Here is a 19,144-nt window from a genome sequence, read left to right on the forward strand (position 1 = left end):
ACCAATTTGGGTGCTTTCGCGAAAGACGCGAGGTCTGGCAATCCCGTTTCGATCTGCTACCGAACGAGCCATGGCTGACCCCGCCCCTTCCCCGGCCCACCTCACCCGCGCGCAGGAATGGGCGCTGGCGCTGACCATCGCTGTGGTGACGGCCAATGCCTATTATATCCACCCGATCATCGGCGAGGTGGCCAGAGGCTTCGGGGTCGGCGAGGCGGAGATCGGGCTGGTGCCGGCCCTGAACCAGCTGGCTCTGGCGCTGGGCATCCTGCTGCTGCTGCCGCTGGGTGATTTCTATTCCAACAAACGCCTGTGCCTGATTCTTGTCGCGGGCCAGACCCTGTGTCTTGGGGGCATGGTGATGGCGCAGGATTTCAGGCTGTTCACCGCTGCCTCGACATTGCTCGGTTTCGTCACCATCGCGCCCTATCTGATCCCCGCTTTTGCCTCGAAACGTGTCGCGCCAGAACGGCTCGGACAGGTCACGGCGCAGCTTACTGCGGCGGTAATCTTCGGCATTCTGGTCGCCCGCGTTGGTGCCGGGATCATTGCCGAACGCGCCGATTGGCACATGGTCTATGTCTGCGCTCTGGTACTGATGGCTGGGATTACCGCGGTTCTGCCCTTCGCGATGCGCAGTGAGACAACCGCCAAGCAACCGCAGGCGCGTTATCGCGCACTGATCGCGTCCGTATTCACCCTTGCAGCAAAGCATCCCGACATGCGGATTTCCGCTGCTATTCAGGGGCTGAACTTTGCCTGTTTCACGGCGACCTGGCTTGCGCTGGCACTGCACCTGACAAGCCCAGCGCTGGGATATGGCACCGATGATGTCGGCTATCTTGCGGCGATTGCGATGGTTAGCATCGTCACCACACCGCGCCTCGGGCGGTGGGCTGACCGTATCGGCCCGCGCAAGGCTCGGCTAGCGGCGGCCTGCGTTCAACTGGCGGGCATCGCATTGCTCTATCCGCTGGGTTTCAGCATCTGGGCCATCGTGGTGCCGCTGTTTCTGGTCAACATGGTCGGGCCGACAATCGACGTGACCGGCCGGATGACGTTGTTCACCCTCGCGCCGGAAATCCGCACCCGCCTGACCACTTCCTATATCGTCGCGATGTTCGTGGGCGGCGCCATCGGAAGCGCGGCGGGAACGGCGATCTTTGGCTGGGCCGGATGGGCCGGCACCTGCGCTCTGCTGCTGGCGATGTCAGGCGGCGTGCTTGGCCTGTCCTTCCTCGCCGAGCGGCGCTGGCGGACACGGCCTTCGTAATGGTGACCCCGGCGCGATTCGAACGCGCGGCCCTCAGATTAGGAATCTGATGCTCTATCCTGCTGAGCTACGGGGTCCCGAGCGGCTTCATAGCACCCGGGGATCACCTTTCAATTCAACTTTTCGGGCGGCGCGACCGGGAATGGCAGGGGCGCGACCGGCACGCCTTCCTCGATCAGTGCCTTGGCCTCCGCAAGGCTGGCCTGACCGTGGATCGGGGCCTCGTCACGCTCGCCATAGTGCATCTTGCGAGTTTCCTCGGCGAACTTGTCACCGACCCAGGTCGAATTCTTGAGCGCCTCGGCCTGCGCCTTGGCCAGCGCCGCCAGAGCCTTTTGCATCTCGGGCGGCATGGTGGTGTTCGCCATGGGTCGGGGCGCTTCGGGCGGGAGCACCTCCTTCCGGGAATTGCCCTTGGCCGGCACCGCGGGTGCCATCGGTGCCTTTGCCACCGTATCCGACCCGCAATGCGGGCAGGCGAGCAATCCGCGCGCGCGCTGGTCGTCGAAATCGGCAGAGGAACCGAACCACCCTTCAAAGCGGTGGCCTTCTTGGCAGGCAAGGTCGTAGACAATCATGGCGTATCAGGATTTGGGAATGGCGCGGCGGTTGGCAAGGGCCGGCACCTGCGCGCGCACTTCATTGATACGGCGAAGGTCGATTTCGCAGAAACCCAGCCCCGGCGCCTCGCCCCCCATGTCGAGCAACACCTCACCCCACGGATCGACCACAAGGGAGTGACCGTAGGTCTCGCGCCCGTCCGCGTGGCGACCCACTTGCGCAGCGGCGATAACGAAGGCCTGCGCCTCGATCGCGCGGGCGCGGAGCATCACGTGCCAATGCGCAGCGCCGGTGGGCTTGGTGAAGGCTGCGGGGACCGCGATGCAATCACAGCGGCGGTTGCCCAATTCCTCGAACAGCGCGGGGAACCGCAAGTCATAGCAGATCGTGAGGCCAAGCCGCCCGAGCGGGGTGCGCTCCACCGTCATGACCTCTCTGCCCGGCTCATAGGCGTTGCTCTCCCGCCAGCTTTCTCCGCTGGCGAGATCGACATCGAACATGTGGATCTTGTCGTAGGTGACAGGCTCGCCAAGATCGGGGTGAAAGTAATGCGCGCGGTTGGCCCACATGCCGCTTCCCGTCGCCACGGGCATCGAGCCGATCACGATATCGAGATGCTGCTTGGCCGCGATCACCGATATCTGCTCGATCATTGCAGCGGGCGCCGGGCTTTCAATCCACTGGCGCGCGCGGGAGCGGTCGCGGTCGAGCAGCAAAGCCATTTCCGGGGTAAACAGCACCAGTGCGCCGCGCTTGGCGCATTGCTTCGCCGCATCTTCGATGACCGCAAGATTGGCCTCGGGATCAATGCCCGAGGTCATCTGCAAGACGCCGATCGTGGTCCTCATCCCGCCAGCAACGCGTCAAGCTTGCCCGCAGCCTCCAGCGCGGCAAGATCGTCCGAGCCGCCGACATGCACATCGCCGATGAAGATCTGCGGCACCGTCATCGCGTTCGGCGCGCGGGCGAGCATTTCCTCGCGCTTGGGGCCGCCCATGGTGATGTCATGCTCGGTGAACTCGGCACCTTTCTGCGTCAGCAGCCGCTTGGCGCGCACGCAGAAGGGGCAGCCGAACTTGGTGTAGATGTCGATGTGCGGGGCGGCCATTTGTGTCTCTCTTGCCAAAAACTCTTGAAAGCTCCGGTTGCCGAACCAGATAAGCAGTGCCGCCGCGTTTCGCCAGCCCCGGGAAACAGCAACGGCGGCAAGGCGGGTGCTGCAACCGGCAGGCCCGCATCAGACCCAAATTGCTCATGCAAGAGGATTTGCCACTATGTCGCGTTTCGATTTCACTCCCTATCGCCGCTCCACTGTGGGCTTTGATCGCCTGTTCGACCTGCTCGAAAATCAGGCGCGCCTGAATGCTGGCGACAATTATCCGCCTTTCAACATCTCGCGCCGCGGCGAGGACAATTACCGCATCACGCTGGCCGTGGCGGGTTTTCGCCCGCAGGACATCGACATCACCGCGCAGCAGAACCTGCTCGTCGTGCAGGGCCGCAAGCGGGAGGAAGCCGATGAGGGCGCCGAGCTGATCCATGTCGGAATCGCCAACCGCGGCTTTGAACGCCGTTTTGAACTCGCAGATTTCGTGCGGGTGGAGCGCGCCGACCTTGCTGATGGTCTGCTGATCATTGATCTGGTGCGCGAAGTTCCCGATGCGATGAAGCCGCGCAAGATCGCAATCGGCGGCACTGCGACGCTGACGGCTGTGCCGACCGGCGGCGGCGAAGACACCGCCAGCGCGGCCTGATCCGGCTTTCCCGAACATAAATCCCGAATGAAAAGGGGGCGGATCTTGCGATCCGCCCCCGCGACTTTCGTCGCCCGGCATGGCCCTATCCGTCCGGGTCGCAGAAGACGGACAAGACCATGCAAGCCTGCAAGTGAACTTCGCTGGACCCGCTGACGCCACCAGTTGGTGTGGCTGTCATCAGGCCAAACCGATAGGCCGAAGTTCCTTCAAACCTTTAAAGCTACGCCGCTATCTAATGCGGATTCGTAAGAACGCGCAAGGCTAAACTTGCATTCTTGCAAGTTTGCATCACCCAAAGTCCGGCTTACGAAACAAAGGATTGCAGCGTTCAATTTACAACAGGTTAAATAGTTAAGGGCGGCCCAAGGACCCCCAAAACGCCAGACTAAAAAGTTGCCACGATCCAAACCTGGCACAATCTAGACAAGCCGCGATTGCTCCAGCGCCGCCGCGATGAAGCCTGCAAACAACGGATGCGGATCAAACGGGCGCGACTTCAGTTCAGGGTGGAACTGCACACCGACAAACCATGGATGATCGGGCCGCTCGACGATTTCGGGCAGCAATCCGTCAGGGCTCATGCCGGCAAAGATAAGGCCCTGCCTTTCGAGCGGTTCGATAAAGGCGCTGTTGACCTCGTAACGATGCCGGTGGCGTTCCGAAATCACCTCGGCGCCGCCATAGATGCGCGAGGCATGGCTGTTCGGGCTCAGCTTTGCCGGATAGGCTCCAAGCCGCATCGTGCCGCCAAGATCACCGCCCTCCTTGCGCTGTTCCAGACCTTCCTTCGTCATCCATTCGGTGATGATGCCAACCACGGGCGTATCTGTCGGACCGAATTCGGTTGATGAGGCCTGTTCGAACCCCGCCGCCCGCGCGCCCTCGATACAGGCCATCTGCATCCCGAGGCAGATGCCAAAGAACGGCACCCCGCGCTCGCGCGCAAAGCGCACCGCCGAAATCTTGCCCTCGCTGCCGCGCTCGCCAAAGCCGCCGGGGACAAGAATGCCGTGCATCGGTTCAAGCGCCGAGACGATCGCGGAATCATCATCCGATTCGAAAATCTCGGCGTCGATCCACTTGATGTTGACCTTGACGCGGTTGGCGAGACCGCCATGCACCAGCGCCTCGTTGAGGCTCTTGTAGGCATCCTGCAAGCCGACATACTTGCCGACCACCGCAATCGTGACCTCGCCTTCGGGGTTGAAGTGACGATCGGTCACATCTTCCCACGCCGACAGATCGGGCTCGGGCGCGTCGGTGATACCGAAGGCACGCAGCACTTCTGCATCGAGCCCTTCAGCGTGATATTGTTGCGGGACAGAATAGATCGACGGCGCATCGAGCGCCTGAATTACAGCTTGCGTCCGCACATTGCAGAACTGCGCGATCTTGCGGCGGTCGCTTTCGGGAATCGGATGCTCGGCCCGGCACAGCAGAATGTCGGGTTTGATACCCAGACTGGCCAGCTCGCGCACAGAATGCTGCGTGGGCTTGGTCTTCAGCTCGCCCGCCGCCTTGATGTAAGGCACCAGCGTGACATGGACGCTGACCGTCTGGAACGGTTCAAGCTCGTTTCTTAGCTGGCGGATCGCTTCCATGAAGGGCAGCGATTCGATGTCGCCCACTGTCCCGCCGATCTCGCACAGGATGAAATCGTGGTCGCCCTGATCGGCAAGGGCGAATTCCTTGATCGCGTCGGTCACGTGCGGGATGACCTGCACCGTCGCACCCAGATAGTCGCCGCGGCGTTCCTTGGCGATGATATCGCGGTAGATGCGCCCGGAGGTGATGTTGTCGCTCTGACGCGAGGACACGCCGGTGAAGCGTTCGTAATGGCCAAGGTCAAGGTCGGTCTCGGCCCCGTCGTCGGTCACATAGACCTCGCCGTGCTGATACGGGCTCATCGTGCCCGGATCGACGTTGAGATAGGGATCGAACTTGCGAATGCGGACCTTGTAGCCGCGCGCCTGAAGCAGCGCAGCGAGCGATGCCGCCATGAGACCTTTGCCGAGCGAGGAGACCACGCCGCCGGTGATAAAAATGAACCGCGCCATGGGAGTCGGGCCTTAACGAGCAGGAGGGATTCGGGGCAAGCGATTTGCGGTGCGTGCAGGCACACCATCCACAATCGCGTTATTCGGGGCCATGCCGCCGCAGCGGCACACGCTTATTCGGCGAGCGGATCCTGCTCTGCCGGAGGAGCGGCAGGCGCGGCAGGCGCCGGCGTAGGATCAGCCAGCAGATCAGGCCCACCCGGTGCGGCAGCGCCTCGCTCCAGCGTCGTCGTCACGCCGCCAACCCGGCTTTCGCGCACGGCCAGCCCGGCCAGCACGATCGATAGCGCCACGAATGCCACCGCCAGCCACTTCGTCGAACGCGACAGGAAATCGGCCGCGCCGCGGGCACCAAAGGCGCCACCGGGATTGCCGCCGATGCCAAGCCCCCCACCCTCGGAACGCTGCATCAGCACGACGCCGACCAGCGCGGCGGCCACCAAGGCCTGGATCACGGTGAGGAAGATGAACAGGGACATGAATTCTACTCGTGGCCAAGGGCGATCATCGCCCGGTTGCAGTGCTGGCGCGTCATGTAGGCGCGCAGGCGGCTTGCGGCAAGCCCGCACAAGGGCGCGAGCGCAAGGGTCAGGGGTCGAACGGCTCGCTCGCAGCCAGCGCGATACCCATGAAGCTGTCGGCTGTCAGGCTCGCCCCGCCAACCAGCGCGCCGCCCACATCAGGCACGGCAAAGATTGCAGCAGCGTTTTCGGGCTTGACGGAACCGCCGTAGAGGATGCGCACCTCTGCACCCTGCTCGGCGCCGAAGAGCTCGATCAGCAGCGCGCGGATGGCGCCGTGCATCTCGGCAATATCATCAGTGGTGGCAGCATTTCCGGTGCCGATCGCCCAGATCGGTTCATAGGCCACTGTCAGCCGGTCAGCGATATCGGCGGGCATGTCTTCGGCAATGGGCAGCGAGGCCTTGAGCTGGCGACGAACAAACGCCACCGCCTTACCCGAAGCACGCGTTTCCGCGCTTTCTCCGCAACACATGATGATCCTGAGGCCCGCGGCCAGCGCGCTCTGCGCCTTGGCCCGCACCCGCGCATCGGTTTCGCCATGGTTCTGCCGCCGCTCGGAATGGCCGAGGATGACGAACTTGGCGCCCGCATCGGCGATCATCGCCGCCGAGATATCGCCGGTATGCGCGCCGCCATCCTCGTGATGGCAATCCTGCGCACCAACGGCGATCTGTTCGGCCTCGCGGTGGATCGGGTGAATCAGCGTGTAGGGCGGCGCGAGCGCCACCTCGACCTTCATGTGGCGCTGGGCGGCACGGTCAATCGCACGCGCTTCGGACAGCATCGCGCGGGTGCCATGCATCTTCCAGTTTCCGACAATATAGGGTCGGCGGGTCATGGGTGTGTCCTGCAATCTAGAAATATGAGAGGGTTGCGACCGGCGACCTTGATTCTGTGTTTTGCTGTAATGCGCCGGGGCCGCGTCCGCTAGCGGAGGAAGGCGCACTAGTCAAAACCATCGCTCACCTGTTGCCGCGCGGTCGCATGGCCTATAAAGCGCACCGGCGCCGCGGCCTTGTGCGGCGCGCATGGGACGCAGCCCGTCCCGCCATCAGCCAGCATCGGGTGGGACCGTACCGACATGATTTCCTTCTTCCGCCGTTTTTTCGAGTCGAAGATCGGCCTGCCGATCGTGCTTGCCTTTCTCGGGCTGATGGCGCTGGCCTTTGCCGCATCGGACATTACCGGTTCCACCTTCGGCGGCGTTGCCAACACCGATCGCATGGCCGTGGTCGGAGATGCCACGATCCCGGTTTCCGACCTTTCGGTTGCTGCCAACACGGCGCTCGATCAGGTGCGTGAACGCAACCCGACCATCACCATGCCCGAATTCGTCACCGAAGGCGGGCTCGACGAGGTGATCCGACAACTGATCGATCGCTATGCCGTGGGCCAATATGGATCGCGTTATGGCCTGCGCGCAGGCGAGAACCTGGTGAACAGCGAAATTCTCCAGATCCCGGTGTTTCAGGGTCTGACCGGCGGTTTCGACGAACAGGCCTATCTGGCAGCCCTCCGTCAACGCGGGCTGACCGATACGACCTTCCGCCGCGACCTGGCCGACGGGCTGATCGATGCCCAGTTGCTGCGGCCGGCCATCGCCGCGCCGCAGCTACCCGAAAAGGTGGCCCGCCAATATGCCTCGTTGGTGCTGGAAAAGCGCAAGGGCGAAATCGCGCTGATCCCGAGCGCGGCTTTCGCACCTGCTGGCGATCCGACCGAGGCACAGTTGACGGCCTGGTACAAGGACAACCGCACCCAGTTCATTCGCCCTGAACGGCGCACCTTGCGCTTTGCGGTGTTCGGCGAGGACACGCTCAAGGTCGATGCCACGCCGACCGCAGCCGAAATCGCCGCCCGCTTCAAGCGTGATGCCACCAAGTTCGCCGCAAGCGAGCGGCGAGCGGTCACAAGCTTCGTGGTGCCGACCGAGGATGCCGCCAAGGCCCTTGTTGCCCGGATCCGTTCCGGAGCCTCGCTTGAAGCCGCCGCGCGAGAGGCCGGGTTCACCGCTTCCACCTCCGACCTGCGCGACCGCGAAGCAATGTCCGGGGCGACCAGCTTTGCCTTTGCCCAGAACGCCTTCAAGGCCGCTCAGGGCGGCATCGTCGATCCGGCGCAGGGCACGCTTGGCTGGTATGTCGCGCGGGTCGACCGGATCGAGCGCACCCCCGCCCGCACGCTGGAGCAGGCAACCCCGGAAATCACTGCGGCGCTGACCACCGAAAAGCGTGCAGCGGCGATCGGCGATCTGACCGCTGAAATCGAAGCCGAAATCGATGGCGGAACGGCGCTGGCCGAAGTCGCCAAGGCCTATGGCCTCAAGATCGAGACAACCCCTGCCCTGCTCGCCGATGGACGCGCTTTCGGACGGCCGGAGGTGCAGATCGTGCCGCAGCTGGCCGCAGTGCTCCAGACCGCCTTCCAGATGGAGGAAAGCGAGCCGCAACTGGCGCAGGTTTCAGCGCAGGATTTCGTCGTTTTCGAAGTTGCCCGGATCGAAGAAGCATCGGCGCCGCCGCTCGCACAGGTTCGCGCGGGTGCCATCGATGGCTGGAAGCGTTCGGAAGGCGCCAAGCTCGCCAAGGCTGCCGCCAATCGGATCGCTGCCAAGGTGCGCGCCGGAACGCCGCTGGCTGCCGCGATGGCCGCTGAAAACAAGCCCGGCTTCGAGCGCGAGGTGATCGACCTCGAACGGCGCCAGCTGCTTGCCAGTCGGGCCGGAAACGTGCCGCCGCCGCTGGTGCTGATGTTCAGCATGGCCAAGGGTACGGTCAAGCCGCTTGAAGGCCCGCGCAATCTCGGCTGGTACGTTGTCAGCCTTGACGACATCAGCACCCTGCCGCTCGAATCGGAAAAGGAACTGGTGACCCAGACCCGTCAGCAGCTCGCCCAGTCGCTCACGGAGGAATACCGTGCGCAGGTGACCGCCGGAATGCGCAAGGAACTGGGCGTGACCCGCAATGATGCGGCGATCACGGCGGTTCGCAAGCAGCTCGCCGGCGAACAGTGACAACGGGCCTGATCGTTTCGTGACCGCAACGCATGTCGTAACCGGACTGCCCGAAAACGCCGCGGCTGCCGCTGCCAACCTGGCGGCGGGAAAGCCCGCGCTGGTGTGGCGCCGGATCATCGCCGACAGCGACACGCCGGTCGGTGCGGCGCGGCGGCTGATCGTCCCGGGGCGCGGCGATTTTCTGCTGGAGAGCGTCGAGGGCGGCGAGGTGCGCGGGCGCTACAGCCTGCTCGGCCTCGACCCCGATCTGGTGTTCCGCGCCAAGGGCAACGCAGCCGCCGTCAACCGCAACTGGCAGCTTGACCGCGATGCCTTTGCGCCGCTGGCGGGTGATGCGCTGGGCGAACTGCGCGACCTTGCGGCGGCCTGCCGGATCGACCCGATGCCCGAAGGCCTGCCGCCTGCGCTCGCCTGTCTGGTCGGCTATCTCGGCTACGAAACCATCGGCCTTGTCGAAACCCTGCCGCGTGCGCCCGATAGCGCGCTGGATCTGCCCGATATGCTGTTTGTGCGGCCCACGGTGATCCTTGTGTTCGACGGGCTGACCAATGCGTTGTTCGCCATTGCGCCAATCTGGGAAGCAAGCGACCCGGCAGCCGCCGTTGCCCGCGCAGGCGAGCGGATCGATGAGACGCTGAGCCAGCTTGGCCGAGCGATGCCTGCCGGCGATGGCGCCGCCGTTCCGGATGCTCTGCCCGATCTTGCTCCGGTCATCGCGCCGGACGATTACAAGGCAATGGCCCTGCGCGCCAAGGACTACATCCTTGCAGGTGACATCTTTCAGGTGGTGCTGGCCCAGCGGTTCACCTGCCCTTTCACGCTCCCCCCCTTGGCGCTCTACCGCGCCTTGCGGCGGGTGAACCCCTCCCCCTTCCTCTACTTCCTCGATCTGCCCGGTTTTGCGCTGGTTGGTTCCTCGCCGGAGATTCTGGTGCGGGTGCGTGACGACGAAGTGACCATCCGCCCCATCGCCGGAACCCGCCCGCGCGGCAAAACGCGCGAGGAGGACGACGCCAACGAAGCCAGCCTGCTCGCCGATCCCAAGGAGCGCGCCGAGCACCTGATGCTGCTCGATCTGGGGCGCAACGACGTGGGCCGGGTGGCAGCGGCGGGGACAGTGGAAGTCACCGGCAGTTTCACCATCGAACGCTACAGCCACGTCATGCACATTGTCAGCAATGTGGTGGGACGGCTCGATCCATCGAAAGACGCACTGGACGCGCTGTTCGCGGGCTTCCCGGCAGGAACCGTCTCAGGCGCCCCCAAGATCCGGGCGTGCGAAATCATTGCCGAACTCGAGCCCGAAACACGCGGGGCCTATGCCGGTGGCGTGGGATACTTCGCGCCCGACGGCAGCCTCGATTCCTGCATCGTCCTGCGCACCGCGGTGGTGAAGGACGGGGTGATGCACGTGCAGGCGGGTGCAGGGATCGTCGCCGACAGCGACCCCGATTACGAACTCGCCGAATGCCGCGCCAAGGCAGGAGCCCTCATCGCCGCGGCGCGCGAGGCTGTGCGGGTGGCAAGTGAGCCGGGGTATGGGCAATGAAACGCGCGCTTGCCGCACTTGCCCTTCCGCTGATGCTCGCCGCCTGTACCGAAGCCCCGGCGGGCGAACCGGTCACGCGAGTCAGCCTTGATGGCACCGCCATTGCCGATGGCCCCAGCCCCTCGCCCACCCCCTCGCAAGCGGTCGGCCCTTCGGCCTGCAAGAGGGTGACGTTCGAGGACGTGCCGCTTACCCACTGTATCGCCGATCCGGCCCAGCACCGCATCGCGATGGCCAACCTTGGGGCCGACAGGCAGCCATTCGCCTCGCTGTCGGCCTTCGCGGCGAGTGTCGACCCAGCCACGATTGCCTTTGCCATGAATGGCGGGATGTTCGGCGATGATCTGATGGCGATCGGGTACTACGTCGAGAACGGCGAGCGCCTCGCTGAACTGAACCGGGCGGACGGAGACGGCAATTTCTACATGAAGCCCAACGGGGTGTTCTTCGGTAGCGGCGCCAAATGGCAAGTGCTGGGCAGCAACACCTTCTTCAAAACCGTCGGCGATCGCCCCAGGTTCGGCACCCAGTCCGGCCCGCTGCTGGTGGTGGACGGTAAATTGCACCCGGACATTCAGGACAACGGCCCTTCACGCGCGGTGCGCAACGGTGTGGGTGTCGACGCATCGGGGAAAGCACATTTCGTCATTTCCGATGCGCCAGTCAGCTTCGGGCAGATCGCGCGCTATTTCCGTGACGAGGTCAAGGTGAGCAACGCGCTTTATCTTGACGGACAGGTGTCGAGCCTGTGGGACCCGGCGGCAGGGCGCATGGACAAGGGCCGCGTCGGGCCGATCATCGTGGTGACGAAAATCGAAGGGGCAAAGCCGGAATGATCCTCGTCATCGACAATTACGACAGCTTCACCTTCAACCTGGTCCATTACCTGATGGAATTGGGGGCCGAGGTGCGCGTGGAGCGCAATGATGCGCTGACTGCCGCCGAGGCATTGCGAACCAATGCTGCGGGGTTTCTCATATCGCCTGGCCCCTGCACGCCGAACGAGGCCGGGATCAGCCTCGATCTGGTCGCCGCCTGTGCCGACGCTGGCAAGCCCTTGATGGGCGTGTGTCTGGGTCATCAGGCGATCGGCCAGCATTTCGGCGGGACAGTGCAGCGCGGCGGCTTGATGCACGGCAAGACCTCGCCCGTCACGCATGACGGGACGGGCCTGTTTGCAGGCCTGCCCTCGCCTTTCATCGCCACGCGCTATCACAGCCTCGAGGTGGTGGACATTCCCCCCGCGCTCGTCGCCAATGCCCATGCCGAAACGCCGGGCAGCGATTATCCGAGCGTCATGGGCTTCCGCCATGCGAGCCTGCCGATCCATTCGGTGCAATTCCACCCCGAAAGCATCGCCACCGAGCACGGCCATGCCCTGCTCGCCAACTTCGTCCGTATGTGCGGGATGCAGCCGGTGCTGCCCGCGAGGATGAGCGCATGAGCACGCTCCCCAAAGTCACCACGCCCCTGACCGAAGCCGAGGCCGAGGCCGCCTTCGGCACGCTGCTGGACGGCGCGCCTTCGGAAGCGGAGATCGAAACCTTCCTCGTGGCCCTTTCAGCCCGCGGCGAAACAGCTGACGAAATCGCGGGGGCTGCGCGGGCCTTGCGGGCGCGCCTGATCCCCATCAGCGCACCCGACGACGCGATCGACGTTTGCGGCACCGGGGGTGACGGGCACCATACGCTCAACGTCTCAACTGCGGTGAGTCTTGTGGTCGCGGCCTGCGGCGTGCCGGTGGCCAAGCACGGCAACCGTGCGGCGAGTTCCAAGGCGGGCGCGGCGGACACGCTCGAAGCGTTAGGGCTGGATATGGACGCAGCCGGGCGCACGGCGGAAAAGACCCTCGCCGAAATCGGCATCTGCTTCCTGTTTGCGAAGAATCACCACCCCGCGATGGCACGCATCCAGCCCATCCGGGTGCGGATCGGCCAGCGCACGATCTTCAACCTGATGGGGCCGCTGTCGAATCCGGCCAGGGTCAAAAGCCAGCTGATCGGCATAGCCCGCCCTGCATATGTCCCGATCTATGCCGGCGCGATGGCCCGGCTCGGCACCGGCAAGTCGCTGATCGTCTCGGGCGACGAAGGCCTTGACGAATTGAGCCTCGCAGGGGGCAATGAGGTCGCGGTGGTGACGGGTAACGCGTTCACCATGGAGCGCCTCGACGCTTCGGCAGCGGGCCTGCCCCATGCACCGATCGAGGCGATCCGCGGCGATGATGCAAAGCACAACGCCGCAGCTCTCAAGGCGCTGCTGATGGGCGCTCCCGGCCCCTATCGCGACGCGGTGCTGTTCAACGCAGCGGGTGCGCTGACCGTGGCGGGACGTGGAGGCGACTGGCACGAGCGCGCCGCAATCGCTGCCGAGGCACTCGACAGCGGCGCGGCGCTGGCCTTGCTCCAGCGCTGGATTGCGCTAGCGAAGTGACACAATGAACAAGCTCGAAGAAATCTGCGCCGCCAAGCGGGCAATCGTCTCCGCACGCAAGCAGGCGATCAGCGAGGACGCGCTGACCCGTGCTGCACGCACCCAGACCGTGCCGCGCGGGTTCGAGGCCGCTTTGCGCCAGCGCGCCGCGGACGGCTATGCCCTGATCGCCGAGATCAAGAAGGCCAGCCCCTCCAAGGGCCTGATCCGTGCAGATTTCCGCCCTGCCGAACATGCCGCAGCCTATGAAGCGGGCGGTGCCGCCTGCCTTTCAGTGCTGACCGACGCACCCTATTTTCAGGGCCACGAGGATTACCTCATTCAAGCCCGCGCCGCCTGCGCCCTGCCGGTGCTGCGCAAGGACTTCATGGTTGATCCCTGGCAATGTATCGAGGCCCGCGCCATCGGGGCTGACGCGATCCTGATCATCGTCGCTGCACTGGAGGATGGCGCGATGGTCGAGATCGAAGCCGCCGCCAGCGAACTGGGCATGGACGTGCTGGTCGAGGTACATGACGAGGCTGAAGTCGAGCGCGCGGCCAAGGTGCTGAAATCACGCCTGATCGGAGTCAACAACCGCGATCTCAAGACCTTCACCACCTCGCTCGCCACCACCGAACGGCTCGCACCGCTGATGCCGGAAGGCACGCTGATTGTCGGCGAAAGCGGGATCAACTCCCACGCCGACTGCCAGCGCCTTGAGGCCGCAGGCGTGCGCACCTTCCTTGTGGGCGAAAGCCTGATGCGCGCTGACGATATTGCGAGTGCCACCCGCGCGCTGCTCGGGCCAGAGTAGCCAAGGCCCGTTCGTGTCGAGCACAGTCGAGACACCTGACGCAACGGCCTCTCGACTTCGCTCGAGGCGAACGGATAGGAAGGCGGCATGACCAAACTCACCCACCTTGATGACAACGGCGCGGCGCACATGGTGGATGTCGGCGGCAAGGCGGCCACGGCGCGGCGCGCGGTCGCTTCGGGACGGATCACCATGTCGGCAGAGGCGCTGGTCGCGATCCGGGAAGGCAACACACCCAAGGGCGACGTTCTCGGCACCGCGCGCATCGCCGGGATCATGGCGGCCAAGCGCACCGGGGAATTGATCCCGCTGTGCCATCCGCTCGGCCTCGAAGCGGTCACCATCGACTTCGCCTATGAAGCAGACGCCATCCGCGTCACCGCCGCCGCCTCTCTGACCGGCAAGACAGGCGTGGAAATGGAAGCGATGACAGCCACTTCCATCGCACTCCTCACAATCTATGACATGGCAAAGGCGATCGACAAGGGCATGGTGATCGAAGGCGTGCGCCTGATCGCCAAGTCCGGCGGCAAATCGGGCGATTGGACCGCCCAGGGAACAGGCCCGCAATGACCGGAGCGCTGGGCCTTGAGGAAGCGCAGGCCCGCCTGCTTGCCCTGGCCCCGCTGCTCCCGCTCGAAGCCGTCCCGATGGAGGCCATGCTGGGGCGCTATCTGACCGGGGATCTGCGCGCCGCGCGCACTCAGCCTCCGGCCGATCTGTCCGCGATGGACGGTTATGCGGTGACGCCAGGCGATGGGCCATGGCAAATCATCGGTGAAAGTCGCGCGGGCGCGCCCTTTGCCGATCCGCTCACTCCCGGCCAATGCATCCGCATCTCGACCGGCGCAGTGGTGCCGCAGGGCGCGGACCGGGTGCTGCTCCAGGAAGATGCATGGCACGAAGGCGCAACCGTCGCCGCCAGCCAGCCAGCCCCGCCCGGCCGCCATATCCGCGCGCGCGGTTTCGATTTTCATGAAGGCGACCTGCTGCTGACACGCGGCGCACGAATGACCCCGGGTCGCATCGCATTGGCACTCGCCGGAGGACACGCACAGGCGATGGCAGCAAGGCGGCTAAGGGTCGCGGTGATGGACAGCGGCGATGAGCTCGCCCCGGATCCTGCCCGCTGCCTCCCTCACCAGATTCCCGCCAGCAACGGCGCGATGCTCGCCGCGATGCTGGCCCCGCTGGGGTGCGAAGTGACACGCATCGGCCCGGTCGCTGATGATCGCGCGGCGCTCGCCGCCGCCTTGCTGCAGGCCGAAACCGCCGATGTGCTGATCACCTCGGGCGGCGCATCGGTGGGCGATCACGATCTGATCAAGCCCGCGGTGGCGGAATGGGGTGCCGAAACCGCTTTCTGGAAGGTTGCAATCAAGCCGGGCAAGCCGCTGCTGGTCGCCACAAGAGGCGCTCAGGTGATCCTTGGCCTGCCGGGCAATCCGGTGTCGAGCTTCGTGACGGCCTTCCTGTTTGCCTTGCCACTGGTGCGGGCCGCAATGGGCGATCCCGATCCCCTGCCACGCGCGGTCACGATGCCGGCAGGCGAGCCTCTGCCCGCTACTGGCCCGCGGCGCGAATTCCTGCGCGCAGTCAACGACGGCGGCACGGTGCGGCTGGCCGGATCGCAGGATTCCTCCGCACTCAGCGCCTTGGCAGCGGCTGACTGCCTGATCGACCGGCCCGCAGGTGCAGCCGCCCTTGCCGCAGGAGAGCCTGTCCCGGTGTTCCACCTCCAGAATGGCTGAATTGCGCGGGTTTGCTGGCAGGCGCGCTTGACTCAATTTGTTTAGTTGCCTAATTGTTCCTTGTTCGTTCACCTTAATGGCGGACGGCAAGTGCAAACAACGCACCTGTAAACCCGATTGACGGGGACGGTGCCTCTTGGCGCACGCAAGGGATTGGCACGGCGCGCTTCGATGTGGGGTGCGGCGTGGGTGCGACCACAGGAGACTTGACCAATGCTGACCGCAAAACAGCGCGAGCTGATCGTCTTCATCCAGCAACGGCTGGAGGAGACCGGCATCTCGCCGAGTTTCGAGGAAATGAAGGAAGCGCTCGATCTCAAGAGCAAGTCGGGCGTGCATCGGCTGATTTCGGCGCTGGAGGAACGCGGCTTTCTGCGCCGTCTGCCGAACCGCGCGCGTGCGCTGGAAGTGATCCGGGAGCCGGGCGATACCACCCCTGCCCGCAACACCGCTGCCAGCGATAATATCGTGCCGATGCCTGCGGCCCGTACTACGGCGCCTGAGGCCGCCAATGACGTGATCGAACTGCCGCTGCATGGGCGGATTGCGGCGGGTGCGCCGATCGAAGCGCTGGAAGGCCAATCGACCTTGCCGGTACCGGCGGCGCTGCTTGGCCCGGGTGAGCACTATGCGCTGGAGGTTTCCGGGGACTCGATGATCGAGGCCGGGATCTTCGACGGCGATTTCGCGCTGGTGCGGCGCACCAACACTGCGCGCGACGGTGAGATCGTGGTGGCGCTGGTACGCGGTGAGGAAGCGACGCTCAAATATCTGCGCCGTGAAGGCGGCAAGGTGCGGCTCGATCCTGCCAATGCGACCTATGATCCGCAATATTACCGGCCCGATGAGGTCGAGGTGCAGGGCAAGCTGGCAGGCTTGCTGCGGCGCTATCACTGATTGCGACGGGCCGGAGTGTGTTCACCGCGCCGGGGGCAAATCGGCTTTCGGACGTAAAGCGTCGCACTCCGGCGAATTTTTCGTTTTAATTCATTTGGTTGGATTTAACTTGCGGGATCCGCAGGCCGTTTTAGCGGGGGTCTAGCCCCCTCCCAGCCCCCCTTTAGCCTGCTCTTGCCCCCCGCCAGACCCGCGCCAGAGCCCGGCCAGGCTGGCTTTGGCAAAATGCGGGCCTTTATTCCTTCACCCCGCGCCACCAGCCATGATCGCCTTGCGTATCGCCGACGCTGGTGATGCGCTCGTCTTCCAGAACAATGGCGAGCCCTCCTGATTGGCTGAGGAAGCGGCGGTCAGCCTTGAGCCACCGCGGGCGGCAGGATCGGGGCAGGAATCGCTCGGATACGACAATGTCGGCCTCAGCGCAGGCCGCGGCCAGCGCCCGTTCCTCGACCTGATCGCGGCCCCGACCGAGCAAGAGTACCCAGTCACGCTCTCCGCGTCCGATCACGAGGGTGCAGAATGCCGAGGAACAGCGCGCGCCCTCCCATTGGTCGAGCGGCACGGGGTCGGCAGTGACGCTGGCCAGCTCCATCAGATTATCGCGGGTGTAGCGCGAACGGCTGTCGCGCAAGGCAAGCAGGCGCGGCGCTCCATCGGGGGCCCGGCCCGTAATGCCTACCTGCCTGCCATCGCCGGCGATGAGCACATCCGGAATCGGAGTCATTGTCACCATGACGCTCGCAATCCCCACTGGGATCAGCCCGGCAAGTCGCACCCGCCCATTCCACAGGGCGAGCCATAGGCCGCCGGCAACAAACAGTCCGACGGCCAGCCAGCTGATCTGCGGCATCAGCGTGACCGCGCCCGCCTGACCGGCTGTGAAGTGCGCAATTCCCAGCAGCAGCGTGAGCGAGCGCTCGACCAGCCACCAGGCAGGAGCGCCAAGACCGACCAGATCGAGCAGCAGGCCCAGTGCGATCAGAGGCATGGAGACGAAGGTCACCAGCGGTATGGCGATCACATTGGCAAAGGCGCCATAGACCCCGGCGCGGTGGAAGTGGAACAGCACGATCGGCATGAGCGCAATCTCGATCACCACCCCGGTGGCGAACAGCATCACCACCCGCCGCCCGGCGCGGGCCCACCAAGGCTCATCCCGCGCGGCTAGAAAAGCGCGCGCGGGCCTGCTGGTCGATACTGCAATGATCGCAAGCACAGCGGCAAAGCTCATCTGGAAACTCGGCCCGATCGCGCTTTCGGGCCACAGCAGCAGCACAAAGCCAGCTGCCACTGCGACCATCCGCAAGGACAGGGGATCGCGCCCCAGCGCCAGTGCGCCAAGCACCAGCAGGGCGGCAACGCAGCTGCGCACCGTTGGCACCTCCGCGCCGGTGAGCAAGGTATAGCCAACGCCAGCCAGCGCCCCCACCGCGGCCGCCACCACCGGCAGGCGCACCCGCAAGGCCAGTCCCGGCCACAGCGCCAGCAGGCGGAGTGTCACGAAATAGGCTGCCGCGATAAGGGCGCTGACATGCAGCCCGCTGATCGACAGCAGGTGCGTCAGGCCCGCATCCCGCATCGCGACTTCGTCAGCCTCGGCAATACTCCCCCGATCACCGCTGGCAAAGGCTGCCGCAATGGTTCCGGGCGAGCCTGCAACCTGCGAGCGCACATGCTCCGCCAGCGTGCGCTGAAGCCGGGCCAGACCGTCAGCATCAGACGCGGGTTTCACAACCTCCAGCGGGCCGACCATCGTCCCGGTAGCCGAGAGGCCCTTGAACCATGCAGCACGCGCAAAATCGTAACTGCCCGGCAACATCGGGCTCGCCGGGGGCATCAGCCGTGCGCGCAATCGCACCGTCGCACCCTCGGCAAGCCCGTGCGGCACCCCTGCTTCATCGAAAGCAGCCAGCGGAACATTGATCCGAACCTTGCGCGGCACCCCGCTTTGCGCATCGCGCACTGCCAGGGTGAGGCGCATCCGCTGTTCGGCGGGTTGATCCTCGCGTTCGAGGAGATGGCCTTGCAGCAGGCTGACCATCGGTCGTTCGATCGGGGGAGCGCCAACGATTTCCGAACGCGCCCAGACCACAGCGATGCCGAGCACGAAGACCAGGCTGCACACGACCACCGCCTGCCTCAGGCTCGCGCGGGTCTCATCAGCAGCACTGCCCGGCGGCCAGACGGCCAGGGCGCCAATCGCAAGAGCAACCCCGCTCGCCATCGCGGCGCACCAGTGCCATAGTTGTGGCAAGGCGAACCATGTCATGATCCCGCCGGCAAACACCACTGCCAGCCAGGGCGCGCGGTCGAACCCGGCTTTGGCGAGAAACCGTTCTGCCCCATCGAACCAGCGCCCCGCCCCACTGCCAGTGCTGGACAAGCGCGGCCCGGTTTGCCAAGGGCGCGACGTCGGGTTTCCAGCGGCACCATCACCGCCCGGATCCTCTCCCATCGGAATGATCGGCACATCGCGCATCGGCTTGCCCCCCGACCGGCCCAGCCCCGGAAAAGCCAGCGCCCAAGCCGC

General features: G+C 65.0%; 18 protein-coding genes and 1 tRNA gene. 11 read left to right on the plus strand and 8 right to left on the minus strand.

Going from position 1 to position 19,144, the window contains the following annotated elements; genetic code table 11:
- Positions 1 to 70 precede the first annotated feature (70 nt).
- Entirely contained in the window at positions 71 to 1,273 is a 1,203-nt protein-coding gene (locus tag CHX26_RS11235; protein ID WP_104942440.1) for an MFS transporter, read from the plus strand.
- On the opposite strand, the gene CHX26_RS11240 is transcribed toward CHX26_RS11235, so the two are convergent.
- The 4 genes from CHX26_RS11240 to grxC form a co-directional block, all read right to left on the minus strand.
- Positions 1,274 to 1,350: transfer RNA gene (locus tag CHX26_RS11240), tRNA-Arg, on the minus strand.
- Between the two features lie 33 nt (positions 1,351 to 1,383).
- Positions 1,384 to 1,851 carry a DUF1178 family protein gene (locus CHX26_RS11245; protein ID WP_104942441.1) on the minus strand — a complete coding sequence of 156 codons (468 nt, stop codon included), beginning with the start codon at positions 1,849 to 1,851 and terminating at the stop codon, positions 1,384 to 1,386.
- Positions 1,852 to 1,857: 6 nt separating this feature from the next.
- The gene (locus CHX26_RS11250) at positions 1,858 to 2,682 is read right to left on the minus strand and encodes a carbon-nitrogen hydrolase family protein (protein WP_233997129.1); all 825 of its coding nucleotides are present in this window, start codon (positions 2,680 to 2,682) and stop codon (positions 1,858 to 1,860) included.
- Positions 2,679 to 2,942, minus strand: coding sequence for a glutaredoxin 3 (grxC, locus tag CHX26_RS11255; protein WP_104942442.1), 264 nt, complete (start codon positions 2,940 to 2,942; stop codon positions 2,679 to 2,681). Before grxC ends, CHX26_RS11250 begins: the two co-directional genes overlap by 4 nt.
- A gap of 166 nt (positions 2,943 to 3,108) precedes the next feature.
- On the opposite strand from grxC, the gene CHX26_RS11260 reads away from it, so the two are divergent.
- Positions 3,109 to 3,588 (plus strand): Hsp20 family protein, encoded by a 480-nt coding sequence (locus CHX26_RS11260; RefSeq protein WP_104942443.1) that lies wholly within the window; start codon positions 3,109 to 3,111, stop codon positions 3,586 to 3,588.
- A gap of 422 nt (positions 3,589 to 4,010) precedes the next feature.
- Here the strand turns inward: CHX26_RS11260 and CHX26_RS11265 are convergent, their stop codons facing one another.
- The 3 genes from CHX26_RS11265 to tpiA form a co-directional block, all read right to left on the minus strand.
- Positions 4,011 to 5,648 carry a CTP synthase gene (locus tag CHX26_RS11265; RefSeq protein ID WP_104942444.1) on the minus strand — a complete coding sequence of 546 codons (1,638 nt, stop codon included), beginning with the start codon at positions 5,646 to 5,648 and terminating at the stop codon, positions 4,011 to 4,013.
- Between the two features lie 113 nt (positions 5,649 to 5,761).
- Positions 5,762 to 6,127 carry a preprotein translocase subunit SecG gene (secG, locus tag CHX26_RS11270; RefSeq protein ID WP_172449804.1) on the minus strand — a complete coding sequence of 122 codons (366 nt, stop codon included), beginning with the start codon at positions 6,125 to 6,127 and terminating at the stop codon, positions 5,762 to 5,764.
- 109 nt (positions 6,128 to 6,236) lie between these two features.
- Entirely contained in the window at positions 6,237 to 7,010 is a 774-nt protein-coding gene (gene tpiA, locus CHX26_RS11275; RefSeq protein WP_104942445.1) for a triose-phosphate isomerase, read from the minus strand.
- Positions 7,011 to 7,253: 243 nt separating this feature from the next.
- Between tpiA and CHX26_RS11280 the strand changes: the two genes are divergently transcribed.
- From CHX26_RS11280 to lexA, 9 genes are all read left to right on the plus strand, one after another.
- Positions 7,254 to 9,185, plus strand: coding sequence for a peptidylprolyl isomerase (locus CHX26_RS11280; protein WP_104942446.1), 1,932 nt, complete (start codon positions 7,254 to 7,256; stop codon positions 9,183 to 9,185).
- Between the two features lie 103 nt (positions 9,186 to 9,288).
- Complete coding sequence (gene trpE / locus CHX26_RS11285; RefSeq protein ID WP_233997349.1) at positions 9,289 to 10,737, plus strand: anthranilate synthase component I; 1,449 nt, start codon at positions 9,289 to 9,291, stop codon at positions 10,735 to 10,737.
- Complete coding sequence (locus CHX26_RS11290) at positions 10,734 to 11,573, plus strand: phosphodiester glycosidase family protein (RefSeq protein ID WP_172449806.1); 840 nt, start codon at positions 10,734 to 10,736, stop codon at positions 11,571 to 11,573. Before trpE ends, CHX26_RS11290 begins: the two co-directional genes overlap by 4 nt.
- Entirely contained in the window at positions 11,570 to 12,181 is a 612-nt protein-coding gene (locus CHX26_RS11295; protein WP_104942447.1) for an anthranilate synthase component II, read from the plus strand. The genes CHX26_RS11290 and CHX26_RS11295 overlap by 4 nt, the downstream gene beginning before the upstream one ends.
- On the plus strand, positions 12,178 to 13,170 hold the full coding sequence (gene trpD / locus CHX26_RS11300; RefSeq protein WP_104942448.1) for an anthranilate phosphoribosyltransferase: 993 nt from the start codon (positions 12,178 to 12,180) through the stop codon (positions 13,168 to 13,170). The genes CHX26_RS11295 and trpD overlap by 4 nt, the downstream gene beginning before the upstream one ends.
- 4 nt (positions 13,171 to 13,174) lie before the next feature.
- On the plus strand, positions 13,175 to 13,966 hold the full coding sequence (gene trpC, locus CHX26_RS11305; protein WP_104942449.1) for an indole-3-glycerol phosphate synthase TrpC: 792 nt from the start codon (positions 13,175 to 13,177) through the stop codon (positions 13,964 to 13,966).
- An 87-nt stretch (positions 13,967 to 14,053) separates the two neighbouring features.
- On the plus strand, positions 14,054 to 14,539 hold the full coding sequence (moaC, locus tag CHX26_RS11310; protein WP_104942450.1) for a cyclic pyranopterin monophosphate synthase MoaC: 486 nt from the start codon (positions 14,054 to 14,056) through the stop codon (positions 14,537 to 14,539).
- A complete protein-coding gene (locus tag CHX26_RS11315) occupies positions 14,536 to 15,717 on the plus strand; it encodes a molybdopterin molybdotransferase MoeA (protein ID WP_104942451.1) in 1,182 nt (393 codons plus the stop codon). The genes moaC and CHX26_RS11315 overlap by 4 nt, the downstream gene beginning before the upstream one ends.
- Positions 15,718 to 15,930: 213 nt before the next feature.
- Entirely contained in the window at positions 15,931 to 16,614 is a 684-nt protein-coding gene (gene lexA / locus CHX26_RS11320; RefSeq protein ID WP_104942452.1) for a transcriptional repressor LexA, read from the plus strand.
- Between the two features lie 235 nt (positions 16,615 to 16,849).
- Here the strand turns inward: lexA and CHX26_RS11325 are convergent, their stop codons facing one another.
- The gene (locus tag CHX26_RS11325; protein ID WP_233997130.1) at positions 16,850 to 19,093 is read right to left on the minus strand and encodes a ComEC/Rec2 family competence protein; all 2,244 of its coding nucleotides are present in this window, start codon (positions 19,091 to 19,093) and stop codon (positions 16,850 to 16,852) included.
- Between the last annotated feature and the right edge of the window lie 51 nt (positions 19,094 to 19,144).

The sequence above is a fragment of the Porphyrobacter sp. HT-58-2 genome (assembly GCF_002952215.1).
Lineage (GTDB): Bacteria > Pseudomonadota > Alphaproteobacteria > Sphingomonadales > Sphingomonadaceae > Erythrobacter.